The sequence below is a fragment of the Enterococcus camelliae genome (genome assembly GCF_042685105.1).
GTDB lineage: Bacteria > Bacillota > Bacilli > Lactobacillales > Enterococcaceae > Enterococcus_G > Enterococcus_G camelliae.
This window is the reverse complement of the sequence record NZ_JBHUMO010000005.1, coordinates 1-21,078: the sequence shown is the minus strand read 5'-3', so window position 1 is coordinate 21,078 and position 21,078 is coordinate 1. Positions and strand designations below refer to the sequence as shown.

Here is a 21,078-nt window from a genome sequence, read left to right as displayed (position 1 = left end):
AAAAAAAACATCTAAATGGTGGCTACGCAATGGTTTGTCAAAAAAGCTCTGACAACTGGTAGTCACCACTTAGGAATGTTAAGTGTTTATAGTTAACCAAGTAAACTAGATAAAAATGTTCCGCCATAAATAAGCGCAAGGCTGTAAAGATAAATTGAGAAAGGTTTGGCCAAGAAAATAATGAAGGCATATCGCTTAAAGGATATCTTCGTAAGACCTGCCATCAAACAGAGTGCATCATCTGGTGCAACTGGTAAGAAAATGGCTAATGCGAAAAATCGTTCAAACCGTTTTTCATTTGTTAACCAATTCGAATATTTGTTATAAGTGTGTTCACTCATCATGCTTAATATGAACGGTTTGCCATAACGCCGTGCTAACAGAAAAATAATCAAGGAACCGACGCAAATGCCAATGTAATTGTATAGAAAACCAGCATAAGGTCCAAATATTAACACACCAGCGGCAGTTGAAATACCACCTGGAATAATTGGAATAACAACCTGCAATATTTGGATAAGAATAAAGATGATTGGACCAATAACTGTCGACGTGCCAACTAATCCTCTTAATGAATTAATGTCTTTAAAAACACCAAGATTGTAAAAATAGACAGCCAAAGCTACGGAAAAACCGATACCTATTACTGAAATGATGTTTATAATCCGTCGTGAAATTGCTACATTCATTCTTTCTGTCCCCCTTTATTGTTTATTTTCTCTATCATAAACAGAAAAACCGAAAAATACTAGTAAAATCATCGAAATGTTACGAACGGTTTTGTAAGATAGCACGATGATTTCTCAACACCATTATACCAATTGCTCTTAACAAATAAATGGGACTTACGAACGATTTTTTTTAACATAGTGCCATTTTAAAACCAATTGTTCTACCAAACTTGTCATCATGAATGCAGCTGCAATTGCGCCAGCTGTTAGAATGACCGTCAACATATTCTGAACGCCCACTCCTGAATTACCCAAAACAAATTCTCTGACTGCTTGGTAAGCTGGTGCGCCAGGAACTAATGGGACAATACTGGGAACAATAAAGATAATCATGGGCATTTTTTTTCTTCTTGAGAAGTAAACACTTGCCAATCCTATGAAAAACGCCGCAAAAAAATTGGCAGAACCAATCCCAAAGGAATGTTCTCGAAGGAAAAGAAAGATTAGCCAACTAATCATTCCTGTTATACCACAAGCATGCAAGGCCTTTCTAGGGATGTTTGTTAGCACACCAAAGGCGATAGTTCCCAAATAACTAAGTAATAATTGCATCAACCAGTTCATTAAAGAAGCCCTCCTAAAAGCGTTAATGCCGTTGCAATTCCAACGGCAATGGCAGAAGCAACGATAATTGCCTCAGTACCTCTAGCTTGACCGCTGATAATATGCCCGGCGAGGATATCCCGAAAAGAGTTGGTGATAGCTACTCCTGGAACCAATGGCATAACACCTCCAATGATGATATGATCGGCGTTCATTGACTGAAAAAAATGACCCAATAAAATAGCAATAACGCCAATCAAAAATGAGGCAAAAAACATATCAAAAAAGCGCAATTCTATACGTTTTTTTATAAAGATGCTAACAAAAAAGCCCGAGGCACCTACCAAAAAAGTCGGGAAAAATTCCATCCAAGTACCACCAAAGGCATACATTAGCGTACTGCTGACGATGCCTGCACAAATAATCTGTAAATACAAAGGAAAGGACGGCGTATGTTGGTTGGCTTCTTTTAACGAGTGATTCAACGTTTGAAGCGTTATTTTATTCTCTGCAAATTCGCGCGAGAGTCGATTAACAGCCACGACTTTCTCAAGATTAATCAAACGATCGCCCACACTTTCAATCTGCGTCAATTGTTGATTACGAAAACTCATAAAAATACCTGTGGCAGTGACATAGCTGACACTTTTGGGTTCACCACCATTTTTTGCAATCCGATTCATGGTATCTTCTACTCGATAGACCTCAGAACCATTTTCCATCATGATTCGTCCAGCAAGAAGACATGTTTCCATTAATAAATCACGTGAGTCTGTCATGAAACCCTCTCCTCAATTTGTTAAAATAATGCAACTACAGTTTACCCTTTCAAAGAAATCGCGACAAGATTAGATTAAAGAAACTTTGATAAAAAAACAAATAACCTTTGCTTTTTTTGGGCTATCTTTTAAAATAAGAGTAAGATAGTTGCAAGTAGTCTACGGATAGGAGGGAGTTTATGCGTCATAAGGTCTATACAAAAGAGCAAATTCTAAAAGCAGCACGTAAATTGGTAGCAGAAAGTGGCTTTGAACATTTCACCGCACGTAATATTGCAAAAAAAATGGGAGGGTCAACCCAACCCATCTACATGCACTTTAAAAGTATGAATGAGTTGAAACGAACACTTATTGAGCAATTACTCGATGAAATTGGCATAGACGTACCACCTACAAACAAAGATGAAAAAGCAACTCTGGCTGAGTGGACTCGTTACATTGATTTCGCTCAAACCAACCCACAAATTTTTAAAGCGCTATTTTTTGAAAATAGTGGGTCAGGTACTGAACTGTACCAACAATCGATGGCATATTTTTTGAAAAACCATGAAATACTAGTGCCTGAACATGGTGATTTATCTGAAGAAGCTATTGGTCATCTACACGACCGTATGTGGATAGCCTCAACAGGCATGGCACTTTTAAAGAAATCCGGTATTATTCATCCGTCACTTGAGCAAGAAAAGAAATTGTTGGAACAATTTGTGGCACTCTTGGGCGTTCCTAAAAAATAAAAAAACAGAGATTTCTTTATTTAGTATAGTGGAAATAAAGGAATTCTCTGATGGCTTCTCTTTATAAAAAAACACTTGACTTTTAAATCTGAAAAGAAGAAAATAATGGTCATGGAGAGTTGGCAGAGTGGTAATGCACTGGACTCGAAATCCAGCGAGCCGGCTTATACCGGTGCACGGGTTCAAATCCCGTACTCTCCTTAATAGCAATGATTGCGGTGGACGACATCTATAGTTGTTCACCGCTTTTTATGAAAAAGGACCGCTTTGTCAAAGATTAAAAATAGATTTTAGCAGATTGCCGTAGCATGATGCGGAGGATCTTTTTTACCATAAAAATTGGAAAAGGTTGATGTATAATAAAAGTAATAAGTAAAAAAGGAGAGACAAAGGAATGAGTGAGTACAACTTCTTATTTTCGATTGACGACTCTTATGTTGAACAATTAAAAACGACTTTACTATCTATTAAGACGGCAAGTAAGGAAGGGGAAACAATCCATGCCTATGTGATGGTGAAAAAAACATTGCACAAGATGACTGAGCTATCAGTTTTTTGTCAAAAACAAGGTATTCTTTATCATCCCATTCTGGTAAATCCCCATGATTTTAAAGAAGCGCCTGTTTCCGAACGTTATCCGGATACCATTTACTATCGTTTATTGGCACATGAATATCTTCCTGAAGACTTACAAACAATTTTGTACCTTGATGCAGATATCCTGTGTCTAAACAACTGGAAGTCTGTATTTGAATTTGATTTAGGCAATAATTTGTATGGGGCATGTAGTCATGCTAAACTGACCAACTTAACCAATGTTATCAATAAGGTTCGGTTAAAGAGTTATGAATCTGAAGGCTATTTCAATTCAGGCGTGCTACTTATGAACCTTCCCATGATTCGAAAAAAGGTAAAAAGAGCTGATATTTATCAATTTATAAGTGAAAATACATTTAATTTGTTATTGCCAGATCAAGATGTTTTAAATGCGTTGTATGGCGATCGAATTGTCTCTTTACCAGATGAGAAATATAATTACGATGTGCGAAAGAAGACAACTTATGAATTAATAAGCAAAGGAAAGTGGACGCTTGATTGGGTGATTGGCGAAACTGTTTTTCTGCATTTTTGTGGTAAAGAAAAACCATGGGATCCAAACTATACTGGGAGATTCGCTAGTTTGTATAAATATTTTGCTAATCAAGCAAGGAAAGTAGAGTGAAATTAAAATGAAAGTGTTGGTTATGGGGTATAGTGGTAGTGGAAAATCCACATTGGCTAGAACCATTGCCTTAGATAGGCAATTGCCACTTTTGCATATGGATCAAGTGAACTTTGTTGATAACTGGCACGAAAGAGATAACGTAGAATCAGAAACACTGGTAAAATCTTTTATAAGTCAAGAAAACTGGGTAATTGATGGAAATTATCGGAAATTTTTTTATGAAGAACGATTGGAAAAAGCCGATAAAATTTATCTTCTTTTGTTTTCGAGGTGGAATTGTCTGTGGCGTGTTCTAAAACGAACAAAGCAATACTTTGGACGAAGTCGTCCAGATATGGCGGATAATTGCCCAGAAAAGCTAGATTGGGAATTTCTGCTGTGGATTCTATACTATGGTAGAACAAAAGATAAACGAGCTAGTTACCAATCGATTAAACAAACGTACGGTGAGAAAGTTGTCATGATCCGCAATCAACGAGAATTAGATAATATTTACCAAACGATTTCATAAAATAAGGAAGAGGTTCGTACGTATTTCGAGTAGCAACACTGAATTCAATCAAATAAAAAATGTGAGCGATGAAAGTGGGAATCGCTCACGTTTTTTATAATGCTAAATATTTTTCCAAATAATCGGCCAAACCATCCTCGTCGTTTGTTTTTTCCGTAATATCATTTGCATAAGACTTTAATTGATCTGTGCCATTTTTCATCACGACACCCCAGCCAGCATAGTCAATTAACTCTACATCATTGTGTTCATCACCGAATGCAATGACATCTTTTTGAGGAATTTTTAGGGACTGTGCGATGATGTCTACACCCATAGCTTTTTGAACACCTTTGGGAACAACTTCTAAAATAGCATTTGGGCCACCCCATGTACGCACGTCAATCTCATCTTTAAATTCAGACATCAACTTTTCTGATGTTTGCGAAGCATATTCATGTTTGGTTTTCAATAACAGCGAAGTAGGGTTGCTTGAAAGATTTTTAAAAAGATTCGTTGTTAAAATTTTATCTGCTGCAAAGAAATGGGGCTCCACCCCTTCAATTTGATCAACGTAAAATGATTGTCTATTTTCAGCTGCCACAAAATCAAGCTTTAGCTCTTGTTTTTTTTCCAAAATCGAAAATGCTATTTCTCTTTTAATGGAATGTTCTTTTTCAAAAGGCCACTGTTGATTTGGCAAATGAACTAGTGCACCATTGAAATTAACCATCGGAGAAGTCAATGCTAATTGTTGATAAAATTGAGAACTCATCCGATAGGGCCTACCTGTGGCGATACTCACAACATTGCCTGCGGAAACAACTTTTTTCAAAACAGTTTCAGTTCGTTTGGTAATGAGTGATTGAGCATTTAAGGTGGTGCCATCCAAATCAATAGCAATTAATTTTCTTGTCATGTTCGTTCTCCTTTCTCGTCAAATCGACGTCAGTTAAGTGTAACATAATTAAAAAAAATGACAAATGAAATTAAATAGTAGATCTAGGTAAAACACGAACATTAAGACCGGCTTATTCATTTTTTTGCAAACAAATCCTTGAAAAAGAAAACTTGATTCGATATAATCACTAAATGTAAAGGATATAAACGAATATTTTTTGTTTTTTTTATGTGTTTGTTTGTGTTTTTATATTGATGAATTAGGAGTGAACATGATGGAAAAGTTTTTCAAATTAAAGGAAAACAACACAACTGTTTCAACGGAGGTTATGGCCGGGTTAACAACATTCTTTGCGATGAGCTATATTTTGTTCGTGAATCCGAGTATTTTATCCGCTACAGGAATGCCGTTCCAAGCTGTTTTTTTGGCAACAATCATTTCTTCAATTATCGGTACACTGGTTATGGGGCTGTTTGCTAATGTTCCTTATGCGCAAGCTCCCGGCATGGGATTAAATGCCTTTTTCACATTCACAGTTGTTATAGGGTTGGGTTACAAATGGCAAGAGGCACTTGCCATGGTATTTATTTGTGGTCTTATTAATATTTTTATCACCGTAACAAAAATTCGAAAGTTAATTATTTATTCTATACCAGAAAGTTTACAACATGCCATTAGTGGTGGGATTGGGATTTTTATCGCTTATGTAGGTCTTAAAAACGCGAATTTATTAAATTTCAGTGCAGATTCCGCGACGATTACAAGCTCAGTTGTAAAAGATGGCGCCGCTACAAACGTAAATATGAACGGTGGAATCGTTCCAGCATTAGCGAATTTTAATAATGCACCTGTTCTATTGGCTATTATTGGGTTAGCAATTATGGCAGTATTGGTAGTTATCAATGTTCGTGGAGCAGTTATTATCGGTATTTTGGTAACGACAATTATTGGTATATTTATGGGTGTAGTCGATCTTAGTACAATCGATTGGCATGCCAATTCATTAGGAAGTTCTTTTAAAGAATTGGGAACAACTTTTGGTGCAGCATTTGGTGACCAAGGAATGCAATCATTATTTAGTAATGCTTCCAAAATTCCGCAAGTATTAATGACAATCATTGCGTTTAGTCTTTCAGATACATTTGACACAATTGGAACATTTATTGGAACTGGTCGTCGTACAGGTATCTTTTCAAAAGCTGATGAAGATGCGTTGGAAGATAGCAAGGGCTTTAACACGAAAATGGATAAAGCTTTGTTTGCAGATGCAATTGCGACATCAATTGGTGCAATTTTTGGTACATCAAATACCACAACCTACGTTGAATCTGCTGCTGGTATCGGAGCAGGTGGACGTACTGGATTAACGTCAGTCGTTGTGGCTATTCTATTTGCCATTAGTAGTTTCTTCTCTCCATTAATTTCGGTCGTGCCAAGTCAAGCGACTGCACCAGCATTGATTCTAGTTGGTGTGATGATGATGGCTTCCTTCAAAGATATTAATTGGGTTGATATGGAAGAAGCTCTACCGGCATTTTTCGCTTCTGTTTTCATGGGATTATGTTATAGCATCTCTTACGGAATTGCAGCTGGATTTATCTTCTATGCGATTGTCAAAGTTGCTAAAGGAAAATCGAAAGAAGTTTCAACTATTCTATGGATTGTTGATGCCTTGTTCATTCTGAACTTTATTATCTTAGCTGTATTATAGTGAAGAGGTAAATGAAGTTCATAGCATTTCTACGATAGATTAAATTTGATAAACAGCTAGACCTACCATATTAGATCAACAGTCTAATTTTGGTAGGTCTTTTTTGTTTATTTTTTTGAATGAATCTAGCGCTGGATTTAAAAAATTCCTTGTATTAATTTACTTATTGCCACTAGACAGACTAATCCAAATGAACGTTTGCTTTCTGGCCCTGCGAAATTGTATTTTTTCTTTATAGTGTACGAAGTAAGGATTATTGCTAATGGTAGTATATAATCTGCCAAATTCAACATAATATTATTCATATCTTGAAAAAAAGAAAAAACTATAACTATAATAATGGAGCAACTGTTAACATAGGTATACTCTTCAATCTTCATGGTGTGATTCACTTCGTTATACTCTCACTTTCTATCTGAAACGATTGTCGGGATAGTTTAATGATCACTTATTTCGTGAAGATTTTGGCTCGTTTATTTTTTTGAAAAGAAGGTGTTCATTCAATCTATTGTAAGCGCATCAAAAAAAGGGCGATATTGCCAACGAATTATTGAAGAATTAGTATTTTTTTGTCTTTGTATTTATTTGTCCTTTAGTGTGTTGTTATGTAAGTTTTATAGTAATTTTGGAGAAAACAGGCAAAAAACCCTTTTGCGCTTTTTAGGTGCAGGATTTAATGATGCTTTGATGGTAAAATTTAGGTACTATTTTATAACTGGGAGGTAAAAAATGAAATTTTGTTCACTACTTAAAACTCATTGAATGGATCATCATCTAACACAGGAGCAATTGGCTGATAAACTGCATCTTTCACATCAAACGATTTCGAAATGGGAAACAGGAATCAACACCCCTAGCATTGACAATCTGCTATTATTAAGTGACTTATATAATATTCCTTTGGATGAGTTGATTCGAGGTAGTAGATATTTTCAAAAACCCTTTTTAGTTGGAAAGAAGATGTCGAGATGGACATTTTTGAAAATAAGTATTAGTTGGTTCACAATCGTTTCTATTTTGACTGGATTTAGTTTTCAACCGTGGTGGCTATTTTTGTTACTTTTTGTACTAGGTGCACTAAATTGTTTCTCCCTTTTAGTGGGTAATTATTGGATAGTCACTCAGAAATCAATTGATTATTGTAACTATTCCAAATTACCTATCAAAAAAATACAACAAATATTTGGAATGCTAATCAAAAAAATGTTACAGAGACAAGCATCTTTTACCAAGAGATACAAAATTTTGAACTCATTTACAATAATAAACAAAGGATGAGCCCATTTGATATAAATCCTGACGATTTTTCGATTCAGTTAACAATTAAAAATTCCGAGAAGTTGAAGTTACTAATTCCACAAAATTTTACGGAATATCTTCCGCAAATGGTTTCTTTTATCGAAAAGAAAGGAATCAATATTATTGACAAAAATCATTTGATTTCAGCTATTCTGAATGAGAAAAACTTATACGACTATATGCATGAAAAAACTTCAAAATAAAAAAGTAGCACTCTTTATCGTTTTAAGATTAAATAAAGGAAGATGAAAACTTCGTTGAAACCAACGGATTTTCGCCTTTTCGTATTTCTATTTTTCTGAAAATGGGCTATAGTGGATGAGAAAGAAGGTTTGTCTATGGGGATTGATTGGAAACGAAATTTATATATTTCTTGGATTGGTTGCTTCTTTACAGGTGCGAGTTTTAGTTTGGTGATGCCATTTCTTCCACTATATGTTGAAGAATTAGGTGCGCCCAAGAGTCAAGTGGAGTTTTTTGCTGGGTTGGCTTTATCAGTGACTGCACTAGCAGCAGCAATTGTTGCACCACTGTGGGGAAATCTGGCTGATCAGAAAGGGCGCAGGTTGATGATGATTCGTGCATCGGCTGGTATGACGCTTACGATGGGATCGCTAGCATTTGTTCCAAATGTTTATTGGCTACTTATAATGCGCTTTATGACCGGTGTTTTATCCGGATACATACCAAATGCAACAGCATTGATCGCTTCTCAAGCACCAAAAGAAAAAAGCGGCTGGGCATTAGGCACGTTAGCGACTGGGGCTATTGCAGGAAATTTGATTGGGCCATCTTTAGGGGGACTACTAGCGGAACTTTTCGGAATGAGAAGTGTATTTATGATTACTGGTACTGTTCTGTCTATTACACTATTGTTGACTATTTTTCTAGTAAAAGAAAATTTTCAACCAATTGAAAAAAAACATATGGTTCCAATGTCTGATATATTCAAACAAATGAAGAATGTTAAGATTATTTTTGGCTTGTTTTTAACTTCTCTTATTTTGCAATTGGGTATTACTAGTATCAGTCCAATCCTAACCCTTTACATTCGAGAGTTGAGTGGAAATGGGAAAAATGTCTTGTTGACGAGTGGGATTATTGTATCCATCGTTGGAGTTTCAGCGATGATATCCTCTCCAATTTTAGGACGATTAGGGGATCGAATAGGAAACCATAAAGTTCTGCTTGGTGGTTTAATATTTTCATTTGTCTGCTTTATTCCGATGGGATTTGTTCAAACCCCTTTTCAACTGGGAGTATTACGATTTTTATTAGGCTTTTCGACAGGAGCGTTGATGCCTTCAATAAATACACTGATTAGTAAAATCACTCCGTTAGAAGGAGTGAGTCGTATGTATAGCTATAACCAAATGTTTAATAACTTTGGTCAAGTAATTGGTCCGATGATTGGTTCAACAGTAGCGTATCATATGGGATATCGAGCAGTTTTTTGGGTAACCAGTTTATTTGTGGCAATAAATATATTGCTGTCAGTCCTTAATTTTAGAAAGGGCGTAGATTATAACCTTTAAAAAATAAAAAAAACCAGTTACAATTAGGTAACTGGTTTTTTCTATTCTATTCTTTCGCTTGTGAATCAGTTTGACCAGCGGTTCCAACTTCGCTGAATAAGATGATGACAATAGCTACAATGATAGAAAGGATCAAACACGTTTGAAAATGGTAGGTGGCACTCATTAAAGAGCTACCTAGATAACCAACGACTTGACCTAAAATGATTGTCCAAAAAAATGTCACAAAATAGCGCACGTCTTTTCCTTCTTTCGTGATCGATTTTGTCTATAGTTTAACACATTTTTTTTGCTTGTAAAGTGGGTTAGTTCTAAGAAAAGCTAAGAGAAATGAATGGAGGGTACAAAGGTGTATATTCCTGTATTAACGAAATCGGCCTATTCGTTACTTGAAAGTACAATTAGATTGCCGGAATACGTTCAAAAAGCTAAGGAGCTCCATTATGATGCAATTGGGTTAACTGATCATAATAATATTTATGGAGCCGTTGAATTTTATCAATTGTGTCAAAATGCTGAAATTAAACCAATAATTGGTTTACTACTTGATTTACAGATATCGGATCATGAGTCCTATTCTTTTTACTTTATTGCAAAGTCCTATCAAGGCTATCAACAGCTGATGCTTCTTTCTACAAGAAAAATGCTAGCTGAAAGGCCAATTATTCAGTCTGCGAGTGCATTATCGGACGTTTTTATTCTATTTCCAAAAGAAACAGGGCAGGCGTTTGATTTTAAAAACCAACTAGCATCGAAGGACTCCTGGTTAAGCCAAAATCAAAAGCATACGTATTTTTGTGTTTCGCCTGAAATGCTAAAGCATGATGACTTTCAATCCTATCAGGAAAAAATGAAAGCATTAGGGTTTAAACCAATTGCTGTCCAAGAGAGTGTTACATTAAATGAGTCAGAAGATTTAGCAATTGAGGTTTTGAAACATATCAAAAATGGAACCACTCTTGATTGGCGAATGCTTGATTCGCAAAAAGAAGTAGTCCATTCCATAAAAAAAGCCAGTGAAATGGATGCGTTTTTTAAAGACTATCCTGAAGCGGTAACGGAACTTGAGCGAGTGGTAGCGGAGTGCCAAGTGGCGATACCTTTGCATCAAACCCTGTTACCAAAATATCCAATACCTACTGAGCAGTCTGCCAAGGACTATTTAGCTAGTTTATGTGAACAAGGTCTTCAAAATCGTAAACTTGAAGGAGAAAAGAACTATCGAGAACGCTTAACCTACGAGTTAGCCATTATTCATCAAATGGGCTTTGACGATTATTTTTTAATTGTTTGGGATATTATGAATTTTGCGCATGAAAATCAAATTGTTACTGGTGCAGGAAGAGGTTCCGCCGCAGGATCACTTGTTTCATACCTATTACACATTACGGAAATTGATCCACTTGAATCTCATCTTTTATTTGAACGTTTTCTCAACCCCGAGCGGTACACAATGCCTGATATTGATCTGGATATACCGGATAATCGTCGGGAAAGCATTCTTCATTACGTGAAGGAAAAGTATGGGGCGAATTTTGTCGCTCAAATTGCAACCTTTGGAACAATGGCAGCCAAAATGGTGTTGCGGGATGTTGCTCGCACATTTGGTCTTTCTCAAAGCGAAATGAATCGATGGTCCAAAACGATTCCCAATCAGTTAAAAATCACCTTAAATGAGGCGTATCAAACATCAAAAGCCCTTCGAGAGCTCATACAACTGAGTGAAAAGAATAAGCAGCTTTTCAAAATTGCGATGCAATTAGAAGGGCTGCCACGGCATGTATCAACTCATGCTGCAGGGGTAGTAATTAGTGACCAAGATTTACGGAATTTTGTCCCACTGCAAGCGGGATCCGGCGAATTATATTTAACACAGTTTACGATGAATGATGTTGAAGCAGTGGGTCTTTTGAAGATGGATTTTTTAGGTTTACGGAATTTATCGATTATTGATGACACTTTAAAGGGAATTTTCTATTTGACAAAGCAACCCTTTACGCAAACTATGATTCCGCAAAATGATAAACAAACCTATGAGTTGTTTCAAACGGGGGACACCGTTGGGGTTTTTCAATTCGAATCAGCTGGTATTCGAAACGTATTGCGCGAGGTTCACCCAACTAATCTTGAGGAATTAGCAGCCGTCAATGCGCTCTATCGTCCAGGGCCAATGAAAATGATTGATTCCTATGTTAAAAGAAAAAAAGGAAAAGAAGCGATTACTTATTTAGATGAGTCCCTCAAGCCAGTTTTAGAGACCACTTATGGCATTATGGTTTACCAAGAGCAAGTCATGCAAGTAGCTTCCGTAATGGGCGGATTTACCCTGGGGGAGGCAGATATTCTACGAAGAGCAATTAGCAAAAAGAAACGGACCGTGTTGGATCAGCAACGAGCAAAATTTTGTGAAGGTGCTCAAAAAAAGGGGTATTCTTTGAAAACGGCGGAGAGAACGTATCAGTATATTGAACGATTTGCTGATTATGGATTCAACCGCTCACATGCATTTGCGTATTCAGAAATTGCTTATCAAATGGCCTATTTAAAAGTGCATTATCCAGTTCCTTTTTACCGTGCGTTGATTCAATCTGTTCGTGGAAATACCAATAAAATACGCGAGTATATCAATGAAGCCAAACGACAAGGTGTAGTATTCTTATCACCATCAATTAACAAGAGCTACGGGGGCTTTTCAATTGAAAAAAATGTCGCCATTCGCTTTGGGTTAAATAGTATCAAGGGACTTCGCAAAGATTTTACTGAATGGATTATCACTGAACGAAAACAAAATGGTCCTTTTCAATCATTTGATCAGTTTTTATTACGACTTAACCAACTAAATCCAAAACTCCTAAAAAAAGAATTACTTGAACCACTTATTAAAGTAGGGGCTTTCGATCAAATGGAGGAGAATCGCAAACAACTGTTTCAAGAATTAGAAGGCAAAATTCAAAATTTAGCCTTTAGTGCTGGCAGTATGGATTTACTGGAATTAATGCCATTAAAATCAACAAATGTGACAGATTTTTCAATGATGGAAAAGTTAACGATAGAAGAGGAATTACTGGGTGTTTTTATTTCTGGTCACCCTATTCAGGAGTACGACTACTTAAAAAAACATTGGCAAACAACGCAACTAAGTGATCTTATTCCTGGAAAGTCAGTTTATGTATTAGGGTACTTAAAAAATATTCGGGAAATACGTACCAAAAAAGGAGAAAAAATGGCTTTTCTCGATATGATGGACATAAGTGCTGAGGGGAGTGCGACTATCTTTCCAGATTTGTATCGGATGGTAAGAAAAGATTTAGCCGTAGAAGAAGTCTACCTAATTGAGGGGAAAGTTGAAACAAGTCGGTACAATGGTGAAATGCAAATTTTGGTGCAGAAAATTCAATTGGCTAGTCAGGTGAGAAAAGAATCAAGTCAAGTAACTTGTTATTTGAAAATAGACAAGCAACATCAAGAAATAAGCATTTTAAATCAATTAGCCAACATTATCCAAGAAAATAAAGGAGATATTCCTGTTATTTTATTCTACGAAATGGAAAAAAAACGGAAAAATTTGCCTGATAACTTACGGGTCGAAAATAATACCAAAGTAGCGGAGATACTAAAGAATTTGTTAGGAAAAGAGAATGTAATTTTCAAGTGATTGTTACATTTTTCGTTACGTTGGTTAAAATTTTCACGTTATTTCAAGACAATAACTAATAAAAATGGTAAAATATCAGTTGTGGATAACACGAAAACAGTGTGTTTTAGTAGAAGAGCAAATAAAAATAATGAGGTGAATGTGTAAATGAAACGCATCGGAATTTTAACTAGTGGTGGCGATGCACCTGGGATGAATGCGGCAATTCGCGCAGTGACTCGTAAAGCAATTTACGAAGGCATGGAAGTTTACGGAATTAACTATGGATTTGCAGGTTTGGTGGCAGGTGATATTCGTAGATTAGATGTGGCAGATGTAGGAGACAAAGTGCAACGTGGTGGAACGTTTTTATATTCTGCGCGCTACCCTGAATTTGCAACCGAAGAAGGTCAATTAAAAGGAATTGAACAACTCAAGAAATTTGGGATTGAAGGACTTGTTGTCATTGGTGGAGATGGATCTTATCATGGAGCGATGGCCTTGACCAAAAGAGGGTATCCAGCTGTAGGGGTTCCAGGTACCATTGATAATGATATTCCGGGAACAGATTTTACAGTAGGTTTCGATACAGCGATTAATACTGTGTTGGATGCAATCGACCGTATTCGTGATACAGCAACGTCGCATGTGCGTACGTTTGTTATTGAAGTAATGGGGAGAAATGCGGGTGATATTGCGCTCTGGTCAGGTGTTGCAGGCGGAGCGGATGAAATTATCATTCCTGAACATGACTTTGATATTCAAGAAGTAGCAAAACGAATTCAAGCAGGACGTGACAGAGGGAAAAAACACTGTCTAATAGTGCTAGCTGAAGGCGTTATGGGTGGAAATGAATTTGCTGAATTGTTGTCTCAATATGGTGATTTCCATACCCGAGTATCTATTTTAGGACACATTGTTCGTGGGGGCTCTCCTAGCGCACGCGATCGCGTTTTAGCAAGTAAATTTGGCGGCTATGCTGTTGATTTATTGAAAGAGGGAAAAGGCGGTCTATGCATAGGTATTGAAGAGAATCAAGTCGTCGCTGCAGACATCATTGACACGCTTGAAAACAATAAGCACAAACCTGATATCTCTCTGTATCAATTAAATAAAGAATTATCATTTTAATCTTGTTAAAAAACGGCATAATGCCTGTTTAATAAATGAAGAGGAGCAAATTTTTCCATGAAAAAGACTAAAATTGTTAGCACATTAGGACCAGCAAGTAATACACTTGAAATCATCACTCAATTAATTGAATCAGGTGCAAATGTTTTTCGTTTCAATTTCTCCCATGGGGACCATTCAGAACAATTGGCCCGCATGACATTAGTGCGTGAAGCTGTGAAAAATACTGGAAAAGACGTTGCAATCCTACTAGACACAAAAGGTGCAGAAATTCGTACGACGGTTCAAGCAACAGAAAATGGGAAAATCGCTTTTGAAATTGGTGATGTAGTTCGGATTTCAATGGATGCTTCATTGGAAGGAACAAAAGAAAAAATTGCTGTTACTTATCCAGGATTATTTGATGATGTAGCAGTTGGTGGACATGTATTATTTGATGATGGCCTGATTGATATGCAAATTAGTGAAAAAGATGAAATTAACAAAGAATTAGTTACAGTTGTGAAAAATGCCGGTATTTTAGGATCACGCAAAGGCGTGAATGCACCAGGTGTATCAATCAGCCTTCCAGGAATTACTGAAAAAGATGCTGAGGATATCCGTTTTGGTTGTGACAATGATATTGACTTTATTGCAGCAAGCTTCGTTCGTAAAGCACAAGACGTTTTAGATATTCGTGAAATTTTAGAAGAAAAAGATATGACACATGTTCAAATTTTTTCTAAAATTGAATCACAAGAAGGTATTGACAATATTGATGAAATCTTGAAAGTTTCTGATGGAATCATGGTAGCTCGTGGAGATATGGGTGTTGAAATTCCTGCTGAATATGTACCAATGGTTCAAAAAACTATCATTAAAAAATGTAACGCAGTCGGTAAAGCAGTTATTACTGCAACTCAAATGTTAGAATCAATGCAACACAACCCTCGTCCAACAAGAGCAGAAGCGTCAGACGTTGCAAATGCTGTGTTTGATGGAACAGATGCAACGATGTTATCAGGTGAATCTGCAAATGGAGAATACCCAGTAGAGTCCGTTGCAACGATGGCACGTATTGACAGCGAAGCTGAAAAAGCATTGAACAGTATGGGAACATTCCAAATCAATCAATTTGATAAAACAGATGTTACTGAAACAATCGGATTATCAGTTGCACGTGCAGCAAAAAATCTAAACGTAAAATGCATTGTTGCAGCAACTGAATCAGGTCATACTGCAAAAATGATTTCAAAATACCGTCCAGATGCTGATATTTTGGCAGTAACCTTTGACGAACGAACAAAACGTGGCTTAATGCTTAACTGGGGTGTTTACCCAACTGTAACTGAAAAACCAAGAACAACAGATGAAATGTTCGAATTGGCTACGAAAAAAGCTGTCGAATTAGGATTTGCTAAAGAAGGCGATCTAATCTTGATTACTGCAGGTGTTCCAGTAGGTGAAAGAGGAACAACAAACGTTATGAAAATTCAACTAATTGGTTCGAAATTAATTGAAGCTCAAGGTGTTGGTGAACGTTCTGTTGTTGCAAATGCAGTTGTGGCTAAGAATGCAGAAGATGCTATTGCTAAGGCACAAGATGGTATGGTTTTAGTTGTCCCAACAACCGATAAAGAATACATGCCTGCTATTGATAAAGCAGCAGCTTTGGTTGTAGAAGATGGCGGATTGACCTCACATGCAGCCGTTGTTGGAATTGCCAAAGATTTACCAGTCATTGTCGGTGCAAAAGGCGCTACCAATACAATTAAAGATGGCGAATTGATTACCGTTGATTCTCGACGTGGTATCGTTTATCGTGGTGAAACAACAGCCATTTAATTTAAGGTAATCCAAATCCCCTCTCGCGAAGAGTTGTTGAAACAATCTGCATAAAACAAATTGTTTACAGATTCTTAGCACGAGGGGTTATTTTATGCCTGTCAAGAAAAATACATTGACAAACATATTTAAGCTCCGTATAATAATCTTTGTTGCTTAAGAGGTGATAAATAATGAAATGGTCGTTGCTAGAATTAACCAAGTATAAAAAAGAATCAATCAGTTTTGATACATCGCTAGATATAACTGATCGCTTGAAACAAAAAGAAGCGATGATTCTCGATGCAGCTCCTGTCAAAGTGAAAGGAACACTCACCGTTGAAGCGGATTCTTATTTGCTATTCTATGAAGTAGAAACAATGCTAACATTGCCTTCTACACGGTCATTAGAACCGGTGCGTTTGCCAATGGTTTTCCAAGTGGATGAATTATTTATGACTCCTGAACAATTTCGTGCAAACAAAGACAAAATCAATGAGCAAGAAGTGCTTCTTCTTGAAACACAAACGCTTGATTTAACGGAATCTGTAGTGGATAACATTGTCTTGGCTATTCCTCTTCAAGTATTAACGGAAGAAGAACAGAACGGAAAAGATTTACCTTCAGGAGAAGGCTGGAAAGTCTTGTCTGAAGATGAATATGAATCATTGATTCATGAAAAGCAACAACAAAAAATTGATCCTCGTCTTGCAAAATTATCAGATTTTTATTCTGATGAGAATAAGTGAGATTGGAATAAATTGCAACTCTATAGTTGTTTGACAAATTAAGGAGGTGTAAGACATGGCAGTACCAGCTAGAAGAACATCAAAAGCTAAAAAAGCGAAACGCCGTACACACTACAAGTTAACAATCAATGGTTTAAATGAATGTTCAAATTGTGGTGAAATGAAAAAAAGCCATCATGTTTGCGCGAATTGCGGACATTACGATGGAAAAGACGTAACTTCAAAAGAAGCATAATTCATTTTTTCAGAAATGAATGTAAAATCCAAGGCTAACCATGGAGCCTTGGATTTATTTTTTTTTCTGAAAATATGAAATTAAGAAAGAAGAGTTTCATAAAGATCTTTTTTACGATATAATGGTTTAGAAAAAAGAACAACGAAAATCGTATTAGGAGGAGTACGCATGACAAAACAGCAAATTGGCGTTGTCGGAATGGCCGTGATGGGAAAAAATTTAGCGTTAAATATTGAAAGCCGCGGGTATTCAGTTGCTTTATACAATCGCACGGGATCAAAGACAGAAGCCGTTGTCGCAGAACATCCAGATAAAAATTTGAAGGCAACTTATAGTGTAGAAGAATTTGTTGACTCAATTGAAAAGCCTAGAAGAATTGTGCTGATGGTTCAGGCAGGTAAAGGAACCGATGCAACCATTCAAGCCTTGCTTCCTCATTTGGATAAAGGAGATGTACTCATCGACGGTGGAAATACGTTCTTTAAAGATACCATTCGTCGCAGTGAGGATTTGGCAAATTCAGGAATTAACTTCATTGGTACTGGTGTATCTGGAGGAGAAGAAGGAGCGCTAAAAGGCCCTTCCATTATGCCTGGGGGACAAAAAGAAGCATACGAGCTTGTCGCACCTATCTTAGAACAAATTTCTGCCAAAGCAGAAGATGGAGAACCATGTGTCACTTACATTGGACCCAATGGAGCAGGACATTATGTTAAAATGGTTCATAATGGTATTGAGTATGGAGATATGCAATTGATTGCTGAATCCTACGACTTAATGAAAAATATCCTTGGCTTATCTGTCGATGAAATGGCAGAAATTTTCAAGGAATGGAACACTGGCGAGCTAGATAGTTTCTTAATTGAAATAACTGCGGATATTTTAACGAGAAAAGATGATTTGGGAACTGGAAAACCGATTGTCGATGTAATCTTAGACGCGGCTGGAAATAAAGGAACTGGAAAATGGACAAGTCAAAGTGCGCTAGATTTAGGTGTGCCGTTACCACTTATCACAGAATCCGTATTTGCACGATACATTTCTGCTTATAAAGAAGAGAGAGTTGCTGCAAGCGAAATTTTAACTCAACCTGACTATGCTTTTACCGGTGATAGAGAAGAATTTGTAGAAAAAATTCGCGAAGCTTTATATTTCAGTAAAATTATGAGTTATGCTCAAGGCTTTGCTCAATTAAGAAAAGCGTCGAAAGAGTATGATTGGGATTTGCCATTCGGAGAAATTGCAAAAATTTGGCGAGCTGGCTGCATTATCCGTGCTCGCTTCCTGCAAAAAATTACGGATGCTTATGACAAAAACGCTGACATCGAAAACCTACTAGTAGATGATTATTTTAACGATATTACCAAAAAATATCATCAAGCAGTGAGAGATGTAGTAGCAATTGCCGTAAAAGCTGGTGTCCCAGTACCAACATTTTCATCTGCTATCGCCTACTTTGATTCTTATCGTTCGAAACGACTACCTGCAAATCTCATCCAAGCACAAAGAGATTATTTTGGAGCGCACACATATGAACGGACAGATCGCGAAGGAATCTTCCATTATTCTTGGTATGAAGAACAATAAAATAATTTTGTAAAAAAAGAGATGCTGCAGAACAAGATGTTTTGTAGTGAATCTCTTTTTTTATTGATTAGTTCGTGTTAAAATCGGATTGTTGCTTAGAATAAAAAAAGTGTTTTCAATAGAAAGGGAAAAGTAAATAAATGAGTAGGGTATTGATTATAGAAGACGAGAAAAATCTCGCTCGCTTTGTTGAATTAGAATTAAAACATGAAGGATACACAACTGATGTCCATTACAATGGCCGGACAGGCTTGGATGCCGCTCTCAATAATGAATGGGATGCCGCTCTCAATAATGAATGGGATGCCATTTTATTGGATTTAATGTTACCCGAATTAAATGGCTTAGAAGTTTGTCGACGGATTCGTCAAGTGAAAAATACCCCCATTATCATGATGACTGCGAGAGATTCTGTTATTGATCGCGTTTCTGGATTGGATCATGGTGCGGATGATTATATTGTGAAACCTTTCGCAATTGAAGAGTTGCTTGCGCGCTTACGTGCGTTACTTCGTCGTGTTGATATTGAGAGTGATAAAAATATCTCTAAACAAACGACCATTACGTATCGCGATTTAACGATTGAAAAAGAAAACCGAATTGTCCGTCGTGGAACAGAAGTCATTGAATTGACAAAACGTGAATACGAATTGCTCTTAACACTAATGGAGAGCGTGAACGTTGTGTTAGCCAGAGATGTTTTATTGAATAAAGTCTGGGGCTACGAAACGGAAGTTGAAACCAATGTAGTGGATGTCTATATACGTTATTTGAGAAATAAAATCGATGTGCCAGGGGAAGAAAGTTATATCCAAACAGTTCGTGGTACAGGTTATGTGATGCGTTCATGAAATCGATGATTCAAAAAAAGAAGAGAAACAAGAATGAAGGACTGAGAGGGCTATCTTTAACTGTGAAGTGGGCTCTTGCAAGTTCTTTCTTCATATTTGTTGTATTTACTGTGTTTGCGGTAATTACTTATAAGTCTTCTGTCAATTTATTTGTTGAGAAGGAGCGGAAAAACGCAGCTCAAACGACAGAGGAGGCTGTTTCGCGATTAGCGAATTCAAATCGAGAATTGAACTTAGTTGAAAGTTACCGAACGCTGACGAATAGTAGCAACGGGGAAAATAGTGTTTATGATCGGACGTCGACTATTGAGGGGATTTTGATGGATATAGATCCATTTATTTCCGATTTGGGTCAACCAGAGATGCGAATGTATATTTATAATCTCCAAAAAGATTTGGTTTTTAAAACCAAGAAAGAAGACATGGCGTTAGTAGGTACCAACCAATCAGAACCGACAATCATAACAGTCAATGATACTTCTGGATTTATTTTCGTACAAAAAGTGGTTTCTAAAGAAACAAAAGAGACGATTGGCTACGTTCAAACGTTTTATGAATTATCAGGTTTAGCCGATATTCGACAACGTTTGCTTCTTTTGCTAATATTACTGGAAATTATTTCTCTTGTATTAAGTAGTGTTTTGGGGTATTTTCTTTCCGTCTATTTCTTAAGGCCATTGAAAGTACTGCGAGATACAATGGAAGAAATTCGAAAAAATCCACAGTCTGACATTCATATGCCTGAAATAACGACGCACGATGAACTAGCAGATGTAGCGGAAATCTTTAATGAAATGCTAGATCGCATGCGTTCTTATATCGAACAACAGGAACAATTTGTTGAAGATGTCTCTCATGAATTAAGGACACCAGTGGCAGTAATAGAAGGACACTTACGTCTACTAGATCGATGGGGAAAAGATGATCCAGAAGTATTAGCAGAATCTTTATCCGCAAGCATGCAAGAAATCAGTCGAATGAAAGTCTTGGTTCAAGAAATGTTAGACTTGTCCAGAGCAGAGCAAGTAGATGTCCACACTAGTGTTGCATTAAAAAATTTTTTTATTCCATGAAACAAAAAAATCCTTTATACTAGCACTTGGATGACTTATCCAAGACCAATAAAAAGGACCACAACAT

General features: G+C 36.8%; 18 protein-coding genes, 1 tRNA gene and 1 pseudogene. 15 read left to right on the top strand and 5 right to left on the bottom strand.

All coding sequences use genetic code 11. The features are described from left to right. Positions 1 to 92 precede the first annotated feature (92 nt). The 3 genes from ACFSR0_RS01105 to ACFSR0_RS01095 all read right to left on the bottom strand — a co-directional run bounded on the left by ACFSR0_RS01105 (position 93) and on the right by ACFSR0_RS01095 (position 2,053). Positions 93 to 689, bottom strand: coding sequence for a TVP38/TMEM64 family protein (locus tag ACFSR0_RS01105; protein WP_379979047.1), 597 nt, complete (start codon positions 687 to 689; stop codon positions 93 to 95). Positions 690 to 845: 156 nt separating this feature from the next. Further along, entirely contained in the window at positions 846 to 1,295 is a 450-nt protein-coding gene (locus ACFSR0_RS01100; RefSeq protein ID WP_379979045.1) for a threonine/serine exporter family protein, read from the bottom strand. Further along, positions 1,295 to 2,053: a threonine/serine exporter family protein gene (locus ACFSR0_RS01095; RefSeq protein ID WP_379979043.1), complete on the bottom strand. Its 759-nt coding sequence runs from the start codon at positions 2,051 to 2,053 to the stop codon at positions 1,295 to 1,297. The genes ACFSR0_RS01100 and ACFSR0_RS01095 overlap by 1 nt, the downstream gene beginning before the upstream one ends. Positions 2,054 to 2,232: 179 nt before the next feature. On the opposite strand from ACFSR0_RS01095, the gene ACFSR0_RS01090 reads away from it, so the two are divergent. From ACFSR0_RS01090 to ACFSR0_RS01075, 4 genes are all read left to right on the top strand, one after another. Continuing rightward, on the top strand, positions 2,233 to 2,787 hold the full coding sequence (locus ACFSR0_RS01090; protein ID WP_379979041.1) for a TetR/AcrR family transcriptional regulator: 555 nt from the start codon (positions 2,233 to 2,235) through the stop codon (positions 2,785 to 2,787). Between the two features lie 113 nt (positions 2,788 to 2,900). Continuing rightward, positions 2,901 to 2,988, top strand: a tRNA-Ser gene (locus ACFSR0_RS01085). Positions 2,989 to 3,181: 193 nt separating this feature from the next. Next, positions 3,182 to 4,009, top strand: coding sequence for a glycosyltransferase family 8 protein (locus tag ACFSR0_RS01080; RefSeq protein ID WP_379979039.1), 828 nt, complete (start codon positions 3,182 to 3,184; stop codon positions 4,007 to 4,009). Between the two features lie 7 nt (positions 4,010 to 4,016). Then, the gene (locus ACFSR0_RS01075) at positions 4,017 to 4,523 is read left to right on the top strand and encodes a DNA topology modulation protein FlaR (RefSeq protein WP_379979037.1); all 507 of its coding nucleotides are present in this window, start codon (positions 4,017 to 4,019) and stop codon (positions 4,521 to 4,523) included. Positions 4,524 to 4,617: 94 nt separating this feature from the next. On the opposite strand, the gene ACFSR0_RS01070 is transcribed toward ACFSR0_RS01075, so the two are convergent. After that, entirely contained in the window at positions 4,618 to 5,421 is an 804-nt protein-coding gene (locus ACFSR0_RS01070; RefSeq protein WP_379979035.1) for a Cof-type HAD-IIB family hydrolase, read from the bottom strand. A 256-nt stretch (positions 5,422 to 5,677) separates the two neighbouring features. On the opposite strand from ACFSR0_RS01070, the gene ACFSR0_RS01065 reads away from it, so the two are divergent. The 3 genes from ACFSR0_RS01065 (at position 5,678) to ACFSR0_RS01055 (ending at position 9,948) form a co-directional block, all read left to right on the top strand. Continuing rightward, on the top strand, positions 5,678 to 7,114 hold the full coding sequence (locus ACFSR0_RS01065) for an NCS2 family permease (RefSeq protein ID WP_379979033.1): 1,437 nt from the start codon (positions 5,678 to 5,680) through the stop codon (positions 7,112 to 7,114). Positions 7,115 to 7,876: 762 nt separating this feature from the next. Continuing rightward, complete coding sequence (locus ACFSR0_RS01060; protein ID WP_379979031.1) at positions 7,877 to 8,392, top strand: helix-turn-helix domain-containing protein; 516 nt, start codon at positions 7,877 to 7,879, stop codon at positions 8,390 to 8,392. A 359-nt stretch (positions 8,393 to 8,751) separates the two neighbouring features. Next, positions 8,752 to 9,948: a multidrug efflux MFS transporter gene (locus ACFSR0_RS01055; RefSeq protein ID WP_379979029.1), complete on the top strand. Its 1,197-nt coding sequence runs from the start codon at positions 8,752 to 8,754 to the stop codon at positions 9,946 to 9,948. Positions 9,949 to 9,994: 46 nt separating this feature from the next. On the opposite strand, the gene ACFSR0_RS01050 is transcribed toward ACFSR0_RS01055, so the two are convergent. After that, positions 9,995 to 10,186, bottom strand: coding sequence for a YjzD family protein (locus tag ACFSR0_RS01050; protein WP_379979027.1), 192 nt, complete (start codon positions 10,184 to 10,186; stop codon positions 9,995 to 9,997). A gap of 111 nt (positions 10,187 to 10,297) precedes the next feature. Between ACFSR0_RS01050 and dnaE the strand changes: the two genes are divergently transcribed. The 8 genes and pseudogenes from dnaE to ACFSR0_RS01010 form a co-directional block, all read left to right on the top strand. Continuing rightward, positions 10,298 to 13,603: a DNA polymerase III subunit alpha gene (gene dnaE, locus ACFSR0_RS01045; protein WP_379979025.1), complete on the top strand. Its 3,306-nt coding sequence runs from the start codon at positions 10,298 to 10,300 to the stop codon at positions 13,601 to 13,603. Between the two features lie 147 nt (positions 13,604 to 13,750). Then, positions 13,751 to 14,713: a 6-phosphofructokinase gene (gene pfkA / locus ACFSR0_RS01040; protein ID WP_379979023.1), complete on the top strand. Its 963-nt coding sequence runs from the start codon at positions 13,751 to 13,753 to the stop codon at positions 14,711 to 14,713. Positions 14,714 to 14,770: 57 nt separating this feature from the next. Beyond that, positions 14,771 to 16,537 carry a pyruvate kinase gene (gene pyk, locus ACFSR0_RS01035; protein WP_379979021.1) on the top strand — a complete coding sequence of 589 codons (1,767 nt, stop codon included), beginning with the start codon at positions 14,771 to 14,773 and terminating at the stop codon, positions 16,535 to 16,537. Between the two features lie 173 nt (positions 16,538 to 16,710). Then, entirely contained in the window at positions 16,711 to 17,265 is a 555-nt protein-coding gene (locus tag ACFSR0_RS01030) for a YceD family protein (RefSeq protein WP_379979019.1), read from the top strand. Positions 17,266 to 17,320: 55 nt separating this feature from the next. After that, positions 17,321 to 17,500: a 50S ribosomal protein L32 gene (rpmF, locus tag ACFSR0_RS01025; RefSeq protein ID WP_379979017.1), complete on the top strand. Its 180-nt coding sequence runs from the start codon at positions 17,321 to 17,323 to the stop codon at positions 17,498 to 17,500. Positions 17,501 to 17,668: 168 nt separating this feature from the next. Beyond that, positions 17,669 to 19,087 carry an NADP-dependent phosphogluconate dehydrogenase gene (gene gndA, locus ACFSR0_RS01020; protein ID WP_379979015.1) on the top strand — a complete coding sequence of 473 codons (1,419 nt, stop codon included), beginning with the start codon at positions 17,669 to 17,671 and terminating at the stop codon, positions 19,085 to 19,087. 140 nt (positions 19,088 to 19,227) lie between these two features. Beyond that, on the top strand, positions 19,228 to 19,938 hold the full coding sequence (locus tag ACFSR0_RS01015) for a response regulator transcription factor (RefSeq protein WP_379979013.1): 711 nt from the start codon (positions 19,228 to 19,230) through the stop codon (positions 19,936 to 19,938). 5 nt (positions 19,939 to 19,943) lie between these two features. Continuing rightward, positions 19,944 to 20,975, top strand: a pseudogene (locus tag ACFSR0_RS01010) (histidine kinase dimerization/phospho-acceptor domain-containing protein); the annotation flags it as partial. Positions 20,976 to 21,078: the final 103 nt, after the last annotated feature.

Coding starts and splice junctions, on each gene's coding strand:
- ACFSR0_RS01030 (WP_379979019.1), top strand. CDS start 16,711: ATGAAATGGTCGTTGCTAGAATTAACCAAGTATAAAAAAGAATCAATC.
- ACFSR0_RS01015 (WP_379979013.1), top strand. CDS start 19,228: ATGAGTAGGGTATTGATTATAGAAGACGAGAAAAATCTCGCTCGCTTT.
- ACFSR0_RS01070 (WP_379979035.1), bottom strand. CDS start 5,421: ATGACAAGAAAATTAATTGCTATTGATTTGGATGGCACCACCTTAAAT.
- ACFSR0_RS01080 (WP_379979039.1), top strand. CDS start 3,182: ATGAGTGAGTACAACTTCTTATTTTCGATTGACGACTCTTATGTTGAA.
- gndA (WP_379979015.1), top strand. CDS start 17,669: ATGACAAAACAGCAAATTGGCGTTGTCGGAATGGCCGTGATGGGAAAA.
- pyk (WP_379979021.1), top strand. CDS start 14,771: ATGAAAAAGACTAAAATTGTTAGCACATTAGGACCAGCAAGTAATACA.
- ACFSR0_RS01105 (WP_379979047.1), bottom strand. CDS start 689: ATGAATGTAGCAATTTCACGACGGATTATAAACATCATTTCAGTAATA.
- ACFSR0_RS01065 (WP_379979033.1), top strand. CDS start 5,678: ATGGAAAAGTTTTTCAAATTAAAGGAAAACAACACAACTGTTTCAACG.
- pfkA (WP_379979023.1), top strand. CDS start 13,751: ATGAAACGCATCGGAATTTTAACTAGTGGTGGCGATGCACCTGGGATG.
- ACFSR0_RS01090 (WP_379979041.1), top strand. CDS start 2,233: ATGCGTCATAAGGTCTATACAAAAGAGCAAATTCTAAAAGCAGCACGT.
- ACFSR0_RS01075 (WP_379979037.1), top strand. CDS start 4,017: ATGAAAGTGTTGGTTATGGGGTATAGTGGTAGTGGAAAATCCACATTG.
- ACFSR0_RS01055 (WP_379979029.1), top strand. CDS start 8,752: ATGGGGATTGATTGGAAACGAAATTTATATATTTCTTGGATTGGTTGC.
- ACFSR0_RS01060 (WP_379979031.1), top strand. CDS start 7,877: ATGGATCATCATCTAACACAGGAGCAATTGGCTGATAAACTGCATCTT.
- rpmF (WP_379979017.1), top strand. CDS start 17,321: ATGGCAGTACCAGCTAGAAGAACATCAAAAGCTAAAAAAGCGAAACGC.
- ACFSR0_RS01100 (WP_379979045.1), bottom strand. CDS start 1,295: ATGAACTGGTTGATGCAATTATTACTTAGTTATTTGGGAACTATCGCC.
- ACFSR0_RS01095 (WP_379979043.1), bottom strand. CDS start 2,053: ATGACAGACTCACGTGATTTATTAATGGAAACATGTCTTCTTGCTGGA.